The sequence below is a fragment of the Kribbella sp. NPDC051587 genome, from assembly GCF_044453945.1.
Taxonomy (GTDB): domain Bacteria; phylum Actinomycetota; class Actinomycetes; order Propionibacteriales; family Kribbellaceae; genus Kribbella.
The window spans coordinates 291,312-306,450 of sequence record NZ_JBITDE010000001.1 but is presented as its reverse complement, the minus strand read 5'-3'; the positions used below and the strand labels follow the sequence as shown (position 1 = coordinate 306,450).

At 67.2% G+C, this 15,139-nt stretch carries 6 protein-coding genes; 3 read left to right on the top strand and 3 right to left on the bottom strand.

Going from position 1 to position 15,139, the window contains the following annotated elements:
• The first annotated feature begins 291 nt into the window (after positions 1-291).
• Positions 292-2,481: a glycerophosphodiester phosphodiesterase family protein gene (locus ACIA49_RS01380; protein ID WP_396375089.1), complete on the top strand. Its 2,190-nt coding sequence runs from the start codon at positions 292-294 to the stop codon at positions 2,479-2,481.
• On the opposite strand, the gene ACIA49_RS01375 is transcribed toward ACIA49_RS01380, so the two are convergent.
• Positions 2,463-2,681: a hypothetical protein gene (locus tag ACIA49_RS01375; RefSeq protein WP_396375088.1), complete on the bottom strand. Its 219-nt coding sequence runs from the start codon at positions 2,679-2,681 to the stop codon at positions 2,463-2,465. The two genes, ACIA49_RS01380 and ACIA49_RS01375, sit on opposite strands and share 19 nt — an antisense overlap.
• A gap of 174 nt (positions 2,682-2,855) precedes the next feature.
• Here ACIA49_RS01375 and ACIA49_RS01370 point away from each other — a divergent pair, with 174 nt between their 5' ends.
• Positions 2,856-4,832, top strand: coding sequence for a S8 family serine peptidase (locus ACIA49_RS01370; protein WP_396375087.1), 1,977 nt, complete (start codon positions 2,856-2,858; stop codon positions 4,830-4,832).
• A gap of 49 nt (positions 4,833-4,881) precedes the next feature.
• A complete protein-coding gene (locus tag ACIA49_RS01365) occupies positions 4,882-6,717 on the top strand; it encodes a proprotein convertase P-domain-containing protein (protein ID WP_396375086.1) in 1,836 nt (611 codons plus the stop codon).
• Positions 6,718-6,771: 54 nt separating this feature from the next.
• Here ACIA49_RS01365 and ACIA49_RS01360 read toward each other — a convergent pair whose 3' ends face one another.
• Together ACIA49_RS01360 and ACIA49_RS01355 are read right to left on the bottom strand one after the other, a co-directional pair.
• The gene (locus tag ACIA49_RS01360; RefSeq protein WP_396375085.1) at positions 6,772-9,609 is read right to left on the bottom strand and encodes an ATP-binding protein; all 2,838 of its coding nucleotides are present in this window, start codon (positions 9,607-9,609) and stop codon (positions 6,772-6,774) included.
• Between the two features lie 320 nt (positions 9,610-9,929).
• Complete coding sequence (locus ACIA49_RS01355; RefSeq protein WP_396375084.1) at positions 9,930-15,098, bottom strand: M28 family peptidase; 5,169 nt, start codon at positions 15,096-15,098, stop codon at positions 9,930-9,932.
• Between the last annotated feature and the right edge of the window lie 41 nt (positions 15,099-15,139).

Below are 15,139 nucleotides of genomic sequence, written 5' to 3'. Positions count from 1 at the left end.
GGCCGGCGCCGCGACGAGCGCGAACAGGGCCGCGCAGCGGGGCGCGTTTCGCTCGCGATGGCTCGCATTAAATGCGTACCTGGGTCATTTCAATACGTATCGGGCTCATAAAATGCGTGCTGAATGGCGAGTGTGCGTAGTTAATCTCTTGTTCTTCCGTTGCTGGTCGAGGACTATTCCTGTGCTGCCTGAAATAGGGTTAGGCTGACGCGGCATCAGGGAAATTCGCCGTGACAGGAACGACATCACGATTGTTTTGTCGCGGTGTTCGTACTCCAGTGAAGAGGAATCATGTTGGCAAAATCCGCACGCCTCGGCGGCGTCGTCTCGGTCATCGGCCTGCTGGTGGCGAGCTTGACCACTCCGGCCGCGGCCGGTCCGCCCACCTCGTCCGATCGACTTCAGCATGAGTTGCAGATGCATGGCGACGGCGCACCCTTGATGATCGCGGCGCATCGTGGCCAGTGGCGCAAGGCGGCGGAGAATTCGCTGGCCGGAATCGATGCCGCGATGCGCGACGGGGCCGACATCGTCGAGGTCGACATCCAGCGGACCAAGGACGGGCAGCTCGTGCTGATGCACGACGGCACCGTCGACCGGACCACGAACGGCACCGGCCGGGTCTCCGATCTCACGCTCGCGCAGCTCAAGTCGCTTCGGTTGCGGAAAGGGCTGGGCGGTACCCAGGCGCCGTTGACCGCCTACACCGTCCCGACGCTGAACGAGGCGATGCGCCTGGTGAAGGGGCGGGCGTTCGTGAACCTCGACAAAGGCTGGCCCTTCCGCGAGCAGGTGTACGACGTTCTCGCGGCGACGGGGACGGTCGGCCAGGGACTGTTCAAGGGCAGTCCGACCAAGGACGATGCCGTCGCGTTCATGGCCGGGCATCCCGCCGCGCAGTACATCCACATGGTCGATGACAACAACGCTGCCGACATCGGTACCTTCCCAGGTCGTCAGCCGGTCGCCTACGAGGTGATCTTCGACAACGTGAACGACCGTCAGGTGCAGCCGGCCGCCATCGCGACCATGAAGCGGACCAGCCGGGTGTGGATCAACACCATGTGGAAGGGCCTCGCCGCCCAGATGACCGACGAGGCGTCCTTGCGCGACGAGACGTTGGGCTGGAAGACAGTGGTGAGCCGCTTCGGGGCATCGATGATCCAGACGGACAATACCGAGGCGCTCAACTACTGGCGCGGCGGCGGTGACCTCAGCCGTTGGCAGAGCCGCGGGCCGGGCGCGACGGTCCGGGTGCAGGCAGAGGATTACGCTCCGGGCGGCGAGGGGGTCGGCTTCCATGACCTGGATGCCAACCGCTGCACCGTGATGCGGCCTGGTGAAGGCGTCGACGTGTGTGACACCGAAGGCGCTGTCGCCGTCAACTGGATCCGCGCGGGCGAGTGGATCAAGTACTCGCTGGTGGTCAAGCAGACAGGTCGCTATCGGGTGATCGGCCGGGTGTCGTCGCCCTACGCACCGGCCGGCACGGTCCGGTTGGACTGGGACGGCAAGCCCGGCGCGTCCGTGTCGATCACCAATACCACCGCCCACAGCGCCTTCGAGCAGCAGCGGTTCGAAGAACGGTTCCTGACCGCCGGAAAGCACGAGGTGGTGCTCAGGATGGATCAGAACTCGTACCAGAACTTCAATCTCGACTACCTCCAGCTCGACCTGCTCGCACCCGCCGCGCAGCCCCTCCCGATCACCACTGGCACCGCGATGATCGATACGCCGTACGGTCCGCAGCCGTCGTCCGACGTGATCGCGGTAGCCCCGGGGGAGACCGTGCGATCATCAGCCGGCCGGTTGTGGAAGGTCGACAGCCGGACCGGGCGCACTCTGGCGGATCTCGGAGCGGCATCGCCGGCCAAGGAGCGTGCAGCCACCGAGGCTTCGGCGGGTCTGGGCGGTGCGTGTCCCTCTGCCGCGGCCACGAATATCAAGTCGTTCTCCACCACCTGGACGGTCCCGTCCAAGCCGCTGGAACAGGATCCGCGCAAGACGTACTTCGTCTGGAACGGGTTGTCCCGAGGGGCATTGCAACCGGTTCTTGGCTGGGGCAACAATGTCGCCGGCTACCGCCTCGCGAACTGGGCCTACATCGGCGGCAAGTACGTCCATGGCAACTTCGCCGCGGTCGATCCCGGCGACCAGGTCACCGGACTCATCACCTTCACCGGGCGCACCTCGGCGGGCTGGAACTACACCGTGTCGGTCGTCGGTCGTCCCGGCCTGGACCTGAAGGTCACCCGGACCGGCGAGGCCAAAGACGTCATCCAGTGCTTCGAGGACGTCACCAATGGCGGCCCGATCCCGCCCGACCGACTGGTCAGAATGCACTCGATCAAGCTCACCACCAACTCCGGCGCGCCTCCAGCCACGCTGCGCTGGGTCGGCAGAGGCGGGTCCCAGGCGACGGTGGTGACCGACAACAGCAGTTCGCACGGTGAGGTGGATCTCTACTTCCACGGCATCTGACGGACCTCTGCCGTCGTGATCCGCACCCCGGTGAGACGGCGCTGCATCGCGGTCGCGAAGCGAGCAGCGAGGGCCGGCTCGGCGACATAGCTCGACAGCAGGTGGTCGCCGAACCAGACCATGACCACGATCCGAGCGGGCGTGTCCTGACCGCGGCTCGAGCTGTCCTGGAGATGACCGGCGGCCTGGGCTGTTCGCATTCGTCCATCGTCAGATCAGCTTTCGAAGAGTTCAAGAACGGCGCTTTTGATTGCGTGCCGCCCTTGTTTTCCTAGGTGATCGCACGGATTGATCTGCTGGGTCGCTCCGGGCCAGCCTTCACCCAAGGTGACTCGCACCTTCGCCCGGGTGCGAGCGCTTTGACAGGAGGATTCATGAATCTGTTTCGGTACGAAAAGCATTCTGGCCTCGTCGGGGCCGTGGCCCTGGCAGCGGTCCTCAGCATGACGGCCGGCCACCCCGCCAGCGCCGCTGCGACCCCGAGTCGAACGACGCAGGCCACGGTCAGCGTCCGTGCCTATCTGGTGATCGCCGCGCCGGGGAACCTCGACACGATCGCCCAGGCCGTCACCGCCAACGGCGGCACGGTGTACAACTCCTACCCGCAGCTCGGGATCGTCGTCGCGCACTCCGGTGCCGACACCTTCGCCGCCAAGATGCGCAAGGTCGCCGGGGTGCAGAAGGTCGGTGACAGCCGCGCCGGGTACGACGTACCCGACGAGGGGACCCGGGTTCCCGCAGGACCGCGGTCGATGGCACGCAAGTACCTCGAGCCGCAGCTGGGTTCGGCGATCGCGGCGCCGAGCGAGCCGGTCGACTGGAACATGCAGCAGATGGGTGCGGACAAGGCCTGGGCCATCAACCCCGGGAGCCGCAACGTCGTGGTCGGTATCGTCGACACCGGTGTCCAGGGCACTCACGAGGACCTGCGGGACAACTTCGATTCCGCCGACTCCGTGTCCTGCCTCTATGGACGGCCGAACACCGCGCCGGGCGCCTGGGAACCCGACCCGGGCGCGCCCGCGGCCGGACACGGTACGTCGGTCGCCGGCATCGTCGCGGCGGCCAAGAACGGCAAGGGTGTCGTCGGCGTCGCCCCGAACGTGCGGATCGCCGCGGTGAAGGTGATGGAGTCGTCGGGCAACATGTTCCCCGAGAACGTGATCTGCGGCCTGGTCTGGTCGGCCGAGCACGGGTTCAAGGTCACGAACAACAGCTACTACGTCGACCCGAACCAGTACAACGACCCCAACGATCCCGACCAGGCGGCCGTCATCGAGGGGGTCCAGCGCGCCGTCGACTACGCCAAGTCGAAGGGGACCACCACGGTCGCTGCCGCGGGCAACTACTCCACCAACCTCGACACCGAGCCGGGTCTGTTCCTGCCCGGTGATCTGCCCAACGCCATCTCGGTCACCGCCGACACGATCGACAAGGGGCTCGCCTCCTACTCGAACTACGGCATCAACACCGTGGAGCTGACCGCTCCTGGTGGTGAGGGCAACGCGATGATCAACACCACCGCCCTCGGCGGGGGTTACACCACCTTCAACGGCACGTCCGCCTCGTCCCCGCACGCCGCCGGAGTCGTCGCGCTGCTGGCCTCGGCCCACCCGCAGGCCACGCCGGACGAGCTGCGCGCGCTGCTGCTCAGCCAGGCTATCGACACCCCGTGCCCGTCCGGAGACACCCGTTGCACCGGTACGCCGGCCAAGAACTCGTTCTTCGGTGAGGGAATCGCCAACGCCCTCAAGGCTGTGGGCGGCGGTGGCTCCGACCCGGGGCCCGACCCGACCGAGACGACCGTGTTCAGCAGTGATTTCGAGCAAGCCGGCAACTGGACCGTGAACGCCGACCACACCGACCAGGCCACGAGTGGACGGTTCGAGATCGGTGATCCGCAAGGGACGACGTACTCGGGTCTGGCGATGCAGCCGAACGACGCGGTCAGCGGCTCCAAGGCGCTCGTCAGCGGTGCTGCCGCGGGCGCGAGCGTTGGCGACAACGACATCGACGGCGGCGTCACCAGTGCCACCTCGGGTCCGATCCAGGTGCCCACGACCGGACAGACGACCCTGTCGATGTCGTGGTACCTGGGCTATCTGACGAATTCCGCCGGTGCTGACTACCTCCGGGTCCGAGCGGTCAGTAGCACGGGCAGCACCGTGGTCTTCGAGAAGAAGACCGGTAGCACCGACACTGCCGCCAGCTGGACCACGGCCAAGGCTGATCTGTCCGCGCTGGCCGGCAAGTCGATTCGGCTCGTGGTCGAGGCGGCCGACGCCGCGGGCGGAAGCCTGGTGGAAGCGGGCGTCGACGACGTTCGCGTCACCAACCGAACGACCCGCTGACGTGGCCCGAACGTCCGTTGCACATCTCACGCCCCAGAGGAGACAACTGATGAGATCCCATCGACATGCCGCGGCAATCGGCGTTGCCGCGCTGACCACCGCCGTACTGGCTGTGGTGACCCCGGCGAACGCCGGACCGCCAAGCCCACAGCCTTCGGGCCCGCCGTCCGCAATGGTGACCGCACTGAGCCGCGACCTCGGCATCAGCCAGGACCAGGCCAGGCTTCGGCTCCAGCGTCAGGAGCAGGCGGCGGTGGTTGCCGCTGCCCTGCCTGCCTCGGTTCGGACGAGCAACGCCGGGATGTGGCTGGACGAACAGAGTGGACGGCTGACTGTTGCCGTGGACAACCAACGCAGCAGCGACCTGGTGACTGCTGCGGGAGCTCTGCCCCGGCTGGTTTCTCGTGGGCCGGCTGAGCTGCGCACGCTGACGGCTGCCGTCTCCCGGCTCGCGGCACCAGGTGTGCCGGGGGTGAGCGGATGGGGCGTCGATCCGGTCGCCAACCAGGTCGTCGTCCGGGTGAACACCACCGAAGCCGCAGCTGCCACGGCGAGGTTTCGCGCCGAGGTCGAGCGGCTTGGTTCCGGCGTGAGGATCCAGGACGTGTCGTCCTCGCCGGCGCCGCAGAGCGACGTACAGCCGGGTAATCCGTGGTTCCCCGGTGCCGAGAGCAACTGTTCGGTCGGTTTTCCGGCCGTCGACTCCGGCGGTGGTCGGCACTTCCTCACCGCCGGCCACTGCACCAATGACGTGAACCAGCCGGCCTGGGGGTCACCTGGTCAGCAGGACCGGATCGGGACCTCCAACACGGATGGCAGTCACAGCGTTTTCAATCGCGAGGGCGACATGGGAATGGTCGACGTGACCGAGCCGAACTGGCAGCTGTCGGCAGTCGTGAACACGTACGGCGGCGCGCCGGTTACGGTCTCCGGATCGACCGAACCGATGGTCAACCAGGCCGTGTGTCACTCCGGAATCGGGTCCGGCTGGCAGTGTGGCAAGGTCACCGCGGTGAACCAGACCGTCGTCTACGCCAGCGGAGCGATCGACGGATTGGCCTTCACCACAGCATGTTCGCTGGCCGGAGACTCTGGCGGCGCGTGGCTCGCCGGTGACAAGGCTGTCGGACTGCACTCCGGCGGCTACGCATCCTGCAGCCCGGGTGGTGCTCCTGACCAGTCGCTGTTCCAGCCGGTCAACGAGGCTCTCAACAAGTGGGGGCTCAGGCTGTTCACCGGCGGTGGTGGGGGCGGCGACACGACCCCGCCGTCTGTTCCTGGCGGCGTCCGGGTGAACGGAACGACGGCGACGAGCATCACGTTGTCGTGGAACGCCTCGACCGACAACGTCGGGGTAGCGAGCTACCAGATCTACAACGGGAACTCGCTCGTTCTCACCACCCAGAACACCTCCGGCATGGTCGGAAATCTGGCTCCCGGAACTGAGTACACGTTGACTGTTCGAGCCACGGATGCGGCCGGGAACAGGTCTGCTGCGAGCAGCGCCGTCAAGGCGCGCACCGGTACCGACAACGGCGGTAGCCGGGTGTTCAGCAACAACACCGTCGTACCGATCCAGGACTTCCAGCCGGTGAGCAGCACGATCCAGTCCACCGCCTCCGGAGATGCGACGTCCTTGGTGAAGGTCGACGTCACCGCGCAGCACACCTGTATCGAAGACCTCGATATGGCGCTGATCTCGCCGTCCGGGCGGCGATACGCCCTGCTGCAGTACGGCGGTTCTGTCTGCCACGCGTTCCCGGGGACCAAGTCGTTCAGCGTTCCCACGTCGGGCGAGCGCGCGGCCGGCAGCTGGAAGCTGTCGATCAGCGACGGCGGCCCCGGTGACACCGGACAGCTCGATCGCTGGTCGATCACCGTCTAGTCCTTGCTGGACGTCGATGAACGCCGGTCCGATGACGTATCGGACCGGCGTTTCTCATTGTCCTGGCCGGTTCTCGTCGACGAGGCCGGCGGCCAACTCGACCCGGGAGGCCAGGCCGAGCTTGTGCAGCGATCGCGCGACATGCTGCTCGACGGTGCGAACCGACAGGTGCAACGCGGCCGCAATCTCTTGGTTGGTACGCCCCGACGCCGCCAACTGCGCCGTCTGACGCTCCCGGGGCGACAGGCGATCGCCGTACCCGGGACGACCGCGCTTGCGCGGCGGAAGCGCGTTGTGCGCACGGAGAATCTCGCGGCAGGCTTGTTCCCTCCGTGCCAGACCGAGAGCGCCGAACAGCTGTTCGGCCTCTCGCACGTCGGCTGTCCCGTCATGGCCGGCGGCGAAGGCACATTCGCCCAGCCGGGCTTTCGTTCTGGCCAGCCAGAAGGACCGAGGAAGTTCGGCGTACGCCGTCGCGACGCGCTGATACCTGTGCAGGGCTGCATCGAGGTTGCCTTCGTGGTGCTCCGCGATGGCGGTCCCCAACTCCCAGGCGGCGTACGCGGAAGGGGCATCCAGCCCAGAGATTCCGTTGCCATGCTCAACCAGCAGCTTTCGGGCGTCACCCGCGCGCCCGAACCGGCACAGCACTTCGACGGCAGTCGGCGTGACCTCACTCGCCCACACCCACATGCCGGTCCGGCGAATCACCTCGACAGCCCTGTCGACACTCGCGACGGCCAGGTCTTTCGCCTGCTGACGCGATCTCAGCTCAGCCATCAGAATGTGCGCGGTCGCCGTCACCGGGGGAGTCAGAGGCGGGTCACAGTTCACCAGCCGGAGCAGCATCACAGAGGGGTCCGTCCCGCCGAGCTCCATCGCCAGGGCAGCGGCAATCAGCCGACACTCGGCGGCCAACCGTGGCAGTCCTTCGTGGCGACGAGCCAGGTCGTCCGCACGCTCCCGCAGACCGTGCCAGTCACCGCGCAGCCAGTCGATCAAGAGACAGGCGACGTCGAACTGTTCCTCCGTGTAGGCCGCGCTGAAGCTCGCCGCGAGTTCCCGCCCGGCAGCCAGATACCCCGCCGCACGATCGTAGCGGCCGAGCCATGAGGAGGCGTCGGTCAGGTTCAGGCAGGCCCGCATCTGGTGGCGGCCGGCCTCAGTGTCGCCGGTCGGCTCGAACAGCGCGTCTGCCAACGACCAGCAGGTCGGCTCGCCGCAGGTCATCAACGTGGTCACCTTGTTGACCTGGAACGCCATCTGTGCGGACGGATCGGTGATCGCCGGGGCCAGAGTTTCGGCTTCGGTCAGCCAGCCGAGATGGGTCGTGACGTGCTGATGTCCGGCATGGATGTTGGCCAGGCACGACATCACCCTGGCGGCCAGGTCGGGACGAGCGGCCCGCAGTTCCTCCGCCGCCCGTTCCAGTTCGCGATAACCACCAGCGGGATCGCCGGCCTGGTTCAAGAGCAGCAGGCCGAGATCGGTACGGAGTTCGCCCCGTACTTCGGGCCGCAACGGAACCTGGTCCAGAAGACCGCGGAGCAAGCTGACCGTCGCGGACCAGTCCAGCCCGTCGAGGGCGGCCCGCCCCAGCTTCAGGGCGAGCCGGCCCGCATCGGCTTGCTCTGCTCCAGGAAGCAGCTCGAGGAGCAGGTTCACAGCGGTCGCCGCGTTGCCGGCCGCGATGGCGGAGTCCGCGCCACGTTCGCCGTACAGGCGCCAGCCGGCCGCATCGCCGGCGGACCGCAGGTGCAACGCTATCCGCGCAAGGTCCGGTACCGCTTCGGCGCCGAGCGCGGCGGCCGCCCGGCGGTGCAGCCGACGGGAGACCGAGCGACTGAGAGTCTGAAGGACCGCCTGCTGCAGGAGATCGTGACGGCACTGATGAGTGCCGTCACGTTCCACCAGCAGTCCCGCCTCCAGCGCGAGATCGAGCGCCGTCTCCCCAACCTGTTCGGAAACGCCGGCGACCGGGAAAAGCACCATCTCGGAGACCGGAGCACCCAGTACGGCGGCCGCGGTCACCAAGCTCCGCGCAGTTTCGTCCAAGCGGGACAAGCGTTGCTCCACCGCCCCAACGAACCCCGCAGGCACCACGTCGTTGGCAAGCTCGTCCCACAACGATCCGGCAGCTGCGCTCTGCTGACGCCGCTCCACCGCGGACAGGACGATCTCCTCGATCGCGAACGGTATTCCTCCCGACCGCTTCTGCAAGGCCTCGCGCACCGCCACGGGCGCTCTGCCGACCATCACCTCCAGCATCCTGGCCGTTTCGGCAACGGTCATCGGCTCGACCACGATCGCCGGTAGCGGCGCCGTTCGGTCGAGGATGCCGTTCAGGTTCTGCGCGAGCTCACCGGACCGGTACGTCAGTACCACCGAGAGACCGGCCGGCGGATCGCGCAGCAGGAACCGCAGGAAATCGATCGTGACAGAGTCGGCCCAGTGGACATCCTCGATCACGAGGACAGCCGGACAGGCAGTTGCCAGCAGACTCCCGAGCGCCCGGTACCGCCGATGCCAGTTCATCCGCACGTCTTCGAGCGGAGGCAACGGCGCCGGCAGCCACGAACTCAACTCCGGGAGCAACGGCACCAAGGCACCGAGCAGCGGATCGGACGCCGTACGCAGCCGGGCCCTGTCCACCGACACCACGGCCTCGATGACCGGCGCCAACGGTGCCGGCACACTCAACGAGGAGCACGTCCCGACCAGCCGCTGCCGATCACCCAGCAGGCGATGGCTGAGAACCTCCTGCAGCAGACGGGATTTGCCGACGCCTGCCTCACCCTCCACACAGACAGCAGCAGGAGGGGCCGCAACCATTCCGAGAAGAGCTTTCAGTTGCTCTCGGCGCCCGACCAAGGGTGACAGCGTCCGTCGCATCCTGTCGGTCAGCTCCTCACAACGGCGATCCCCCGGGCCAATTGTCAGCCACCTCAACCCCGCTAACAAGAGCTAAGGGCGGCACCACCGAAGCCTGTCGCCGGCCAAGGCGACATCGTGCATGCAGAGAACGCCATGAACGCATCAAGCACGCCAAGATCCTGCTCGACACCGATGAGCACCGTCGATGTCGAGCATCGGGTTACGGTGATGGCGCGTCTGATGTGGCTGCGAGCCGCGTCGCAGAAGTGCGACGCCGGAATGCCTCGCCCGACGAGGTCATCCCGGCATCGCTCTGTGCGCCGTCTGTGCGTCGGTAGCTACCTGATCTCCTTTCGTTGCTGGTGGGAAGCTTGGGCCGGCTTGGCCGGCGCGAGGGTGCTGCCCACCACCGAGCCGCCGGTGATGACCTGGGTGCCGGCGTTGATGGACTGGTCGTAGGCCTTGCCGTCGGTCGGAGCCTTGGCGATCGACCAGGCCCCGACGCCCTTGCCGGCTGTCACCGAGCCCGCGATGTAGTTGCCCAGGAACCGGCCGGACGAGGTGTTGGCCAGTTGCTGCGGGCCGAACGGGCCGGCCAGGGTGACCGGGGCTGACCAGTGCGCGCCACCGTCGGTGGAGGTGATGTAGGCGAGCGTGAGCTGGCAGGTTTCGGCGGTGCAGTCAGCGTTGGCCCATTCGTGGTAGTAGACGATCAGCTTGGCGTTGCTGCCTTGGCTGCTGTGATCGACGGCGATGTTGGCGAAATAGTGGTCCTTCCCGCTGTCGACCGCAGCGATGGGGATCCTGGTCTTGGCCGACCACGTCTTCCCGTCGGTCGAGGTGGACAACACGATGTCGTTCGCGGTGTCGCCTGAGTGAGCAGCACTGTCAGGCCACACGGCGTAGTACTTGCCGCCCGCGTCGACGTCGATCCGCGGCAGCGGGTTGCCTCGCACACCGCCGGCGGGCTGGTGGAACCGCAGCTCGCTGAGGTTGATCGGCTGGCTCCAGGTGCCGCCACCGTCGGTGGATTGCACCACCATCTGGTTGTTGCCGCCGGAGACGCGGTCGTAGAGCACCACCACGTTGCCGTTCGGCTGGCTCGCGATTCCGGTCGGCAGAGCGCCGGTCGCGCCCGACACCGACTTCGCCGCGGTCCAGGTGCTGCCGCCGTCGGTCGAGGTCGCCACGGAGAGCTGGTTGCCGGCGGCGAAGTCGTCGACGACCGTGTAGCAGGTGCCGTAGCGGGGGCTGGCCGCGACGTTGTCGCACGCGATCCAGTCCTTGTCCAGGCTCTGACTGCCCGAAGCCGCGATCGCGGTGATCGGATTGCCCCAGCTCACTCCGTCGGCCGAGGAGTTGACTGCCACAGCCATGCCCTTGACGCTTGAGCCGTCATAGCTGTAGCCGGTCGAGGCGATGAGCCACTTGGCGTGCTTGGCGTCGTACGCGACTGCCGGAAGTGCGACCCGGTCGTAGGTACCGCCGTCGGTCTTGGTCAGGCCGGGCACCTTGCCCTGCTGCCAGGTGACGCCGGCGTCGGTGGAGGTGCCCCATCCGACACCAGTGCCCGCGCCGTTCTCATAGCGGGCGTTCTGCCAAGCGGTGACGACGGTGTTGCCCGCCGCGTAGCTGACGGTTTCCAGCTGGGTGGCGTGCTGGGCATCGGTGTTGCTGTACGGATCGGTGCTGATCTTGGTCAATCCGGATGGTGGCGGGGTGGTGGATCCGACAGCCAGCGAGATCACCGCGGTGTGTGTCAGCGATCCGGCGGTGCCCGTCACGGTCACCTGGGAGGTACCGGCCGGGGTGGATGCCTGGGTTGCGATGGTCAGGGTGGCGGATCCGCCCGCGGTCACCGACGCCGGGTTGAACGAGGCGGTGGCTCCCGCGGGAAGGCCCGCCGCGGACAGCGTGACCGTCTGTGGGGTGCCTGATGCGGTGGTCGTTATGGTGGCGGTGGCGGATTGTCCGGGCTGGACGGTCAGCGACGCCGGGCTCGTGCTGATGCTGAAGTCGTTGCCCGGCGGGGTGCTGGTGCCATCGGTGGTGACGTCGTCGAACAGTGTGTACGCCGGGTCGCCCGGGTAGTTGTCGTCGCGGTTGACCAGCGTGAGAGTGTAGCTGTGGCCGGCCGTGACTGGCGCCGCGACCTGCTTCCAGCCCTGGTTGTTGGTGCAGGTTTTCGCGAGCGGGGTCGCCGTGCTGCCCGCGGTATTGTCGGTCAGCGTCGCCTTGGCCCACGCGTAGGTCACGGTGTCCGGGCAGACGGCGTTGTACCAGAAGGCCGCACGAGTGGCGTTGGCGGGCGCGGTGAAGGTCTGGCTGACCGTCGATTCGCCGTTGGTGGCCGTGGTGTCGCCCAACCGCACGGCGTAGCTGCCGGCGTGTGCGCCCGTGCTGACAACGGTGGCTGCCTTGGCGGTACCGCCAACGGTCCAGCCGCTCAGGTTGCCCGCCTCGAAATCACCGTTGCTGATGCTCGAGCCGCCACCGGAGGGGTTGATGGTCCAGGTGAACGAGGTACCGGCGGTCTGGCCGGTGTTGTCCCGGGCGGTGACGGTGACGTTCGCGCTGCCGGGGCTGCTGGGCGTGCCCGAGATCGTCCCGGACGCGCTGATCGACAGCCCGGCGGGCAGCCCGGTGGCTGACCAGGTGTACGGCGCGGTGCCCCCGGACGCGGTCAGGGTGATCGGGCTGATGGCTTGCCCGGCGGTGCTGGTCTGCGCACCGGGGTTGGCCACGGTCACCGGCGACGGCTGGGTGGCACCGACAGCGACTTTCCACAGCGAGTACGCCGTACCGTCGGCCGAGTTGTTCAAGATCGTGTCGTTGATGTTGGTTGCTGTGTCGCAGGACTGGTGGTAGCAGGAGTCGTAGGCCCGGTTCGCGCTGCCGCCCCATTTGCTGGCCTGCGCCGAGGTCTTGGTGGCGGACGCTCCGGCGGCGTACCCGCTGGTGGCGATGCCCGCCTGCTCGAACTGGTAGTCGTCCGAGCGTCCGGCGCCTTCGGTGTTCTCCTCGGGCTGCAGGTTCTTGGAGTCCCAGTACGCCTTCAGTTCGGTGGAGGCGCTGGAGGCGAGGTGGTTGATGAAGTAGCCGCCGTTGGGTGAGGCCACCATGTCGAAGTTGTAGTACGTCTTGATCGCGGACTTCTGTGCGGAAGTCAGGCTGTTGACATAGAACTGCGAGCCTTGCTCACCTTGTTCCTCGCCGGTCCACCAGGCGAAGCGGACGTGCTTGGCCATGGCCGGGTTCTGCTGGGCAAGCGCCAGCGCGATCTGAAGGATGGTGGCCGAGCCTGAGCCGTTGTCGTTGATGCCGGGCCCGGCCGACACGCTGTCCAGATGCGAGCCGAGCATGATGACCTGGTTGCTGTCGCCACCCGGCCAGTCGGCGACCAGGTTGTCCGACGGGTAGCTGCACGAGCTGCACCGCTGGTGGACGGTGGTGAACCCGGCTGCCTTCAGCCTGTCCTCGATGTAGGCGACCGACTGGGTGTGACCGGCCGTGCCGGCGCGCCTGGTGCCGCCGTTGTTGGTGGCGACGGTGTTCAGCTGGGAGAGGTCGGCCTTGATCTTCGCGACGTCGATGTCCGGTGTGGTGCCGCCGTTGCCGCCGCCCACGGTGAGGGTGAAGGTCGCGGAGTGGCTCGCCGGCCCGCTACCGGTCACGGTGACGGTGTAGCTGCCGGCCGGAGTACCGGTTGTGGTGGCGATGTTCAGTGTGGCCGAGTTGCCGGAGGTGACCGAGCTCGGGCTGACGGAAACGGTCGGTCCGGACGGGGTGACAGCGGCTGACAGGTTCACCGTGGTCGCGCTGCCCTGCGTCACTTGGGTGGCCACGGTCGCCGTGGTGGACTGCCCGGGTTGGACGGAGGCAGACGACGGCGTGACCGCGAGGGAGTAGTCGTTGCTGCTGGTGATGCAGGTCGGGTCACCGGACTGAGCCGGGACACTGACCGCATCCCAGGCGGCCTTGACGGTGTTGAACTCCGTGCAGGATCCGGGGTAGAGATTCTTGGCGGCCTGCAGGGCCCAGGTGCGGTACTTGAGGTAGGAGCTGGACGAGGTCTTCAACAGCATCGCGTTGTACATGATGGTGATGGCCTTCTGGATGCCCAGACCGGTCACCGTCGAGCCGTTGCAGGTGGGGCTGGTCGGTTGGCCGTCGGTCGGGTTGGTGCCTTCGGCAAGGAGGTAGAACCAGTGGTTGCCGGGGCCGGCGGCCTTGTGTACCTCGCTACCGGGCACCGAACTGGAGTAGCAGTTGGGGTCGCCGTTGACCTTGGACGGGTCGGCCATGTTGCGGATCGGGCCGCTGCCGGTGAGGTTGATCTCCTCGCCGACGGTGTAGTCGGGCGGGTCGTACTGGCTGGATTCGTTCGCGTACCACTCGGTGGCCGCGCCGAAGGTGTCGGCGACGAATTCCTGGGTGCCGCCCTGGGAGATGCCGCCGGGGGTGTGGTCGTCGATGCCGTGACCCATCTCGTGCGCGACGACGTCCATCGCTGGGATCCAGGCGTTGGCCTGGTTGTGGCCGATGGTGACGGCGCTGCCGTCGTAGTAGGCGTTGACGTCGCTGAGTCCGACCTTCATCGGCCAGGCGCCGCCGTTACCGTCCATGGCGTTGCGGCCGAGCCAGGCCGAGAGCATCTTCTTCTCGGTCTGTGCGGCGAACAACGCGTCCACACAGCCGGTTTCCTTGTTGGTCGCCTGCCCGTTGCCCCAGGTGTCGGTGGACTTGGTGAAGACCTGATTGGTGCTGTAGTCCTGGCAGGACAAGTTGGTGATCTCAGGGTCACGCATCGAGTACTGGCCACCGGAGTTGGAAGTGGCGATCTGTACGGGGTTGGGTCCGTTGTAGGCAGCGGTGCCGCTGCCGTGCGCGACGTGCTCCTGCGTTCGCAGTACCTTGCCGGTGAAGGCGTCGACGTAGACGCTGAGCCGGCTCGCCTCACCGGTGCGGGACTGTCCGGAGACCGTGGATTCCCAGGCCAGGCGCGGGGTGGCCAGGTGGGCGTCCACGACCAGCCGGGATCCCTCGAGGCGCTGCACGTGCGCGAGTCTGCGACGGGCGACGGATTCGGCGCCGGCCTGGCTGACGGCCGGCTTGGTGGCCACCGTGCCCAGAGGCTTTGTCTGAGCGACAGAGGTGTCGAGAACGTGGCCGGCGTGATCGGTGACGATCACGAAGTCACCGCCGACCACGGGAAGTCCCTGATACAGCCGGTCGTAGGGGACGTACTGCGAACCGTTGGTGCCGGCGACGACGCCGCGGCGTACGAACGTGTCGTACTTGCCGACCCGCAACTCCGGCAGGCGTGCCGAGACGAGACCGTCCGCGGAGTTCGCGGCGAGCTGGGCGGGAGTGGGTGGTTGGGCGGCGGCCGGGCTGGGCCCGGACCAGCCGCCGGTGGTGAGCGCGGTAGCCGTCATCGCGGCGACCAGCGCCGCGACGGCGGTAGTCTTCAACGCCCTTTTGCGGGCGACCTGCTTGATTTTCATGATGAGTGTTCCGCTCGAGAAAGTGGGGCTGGCTGTGGGAT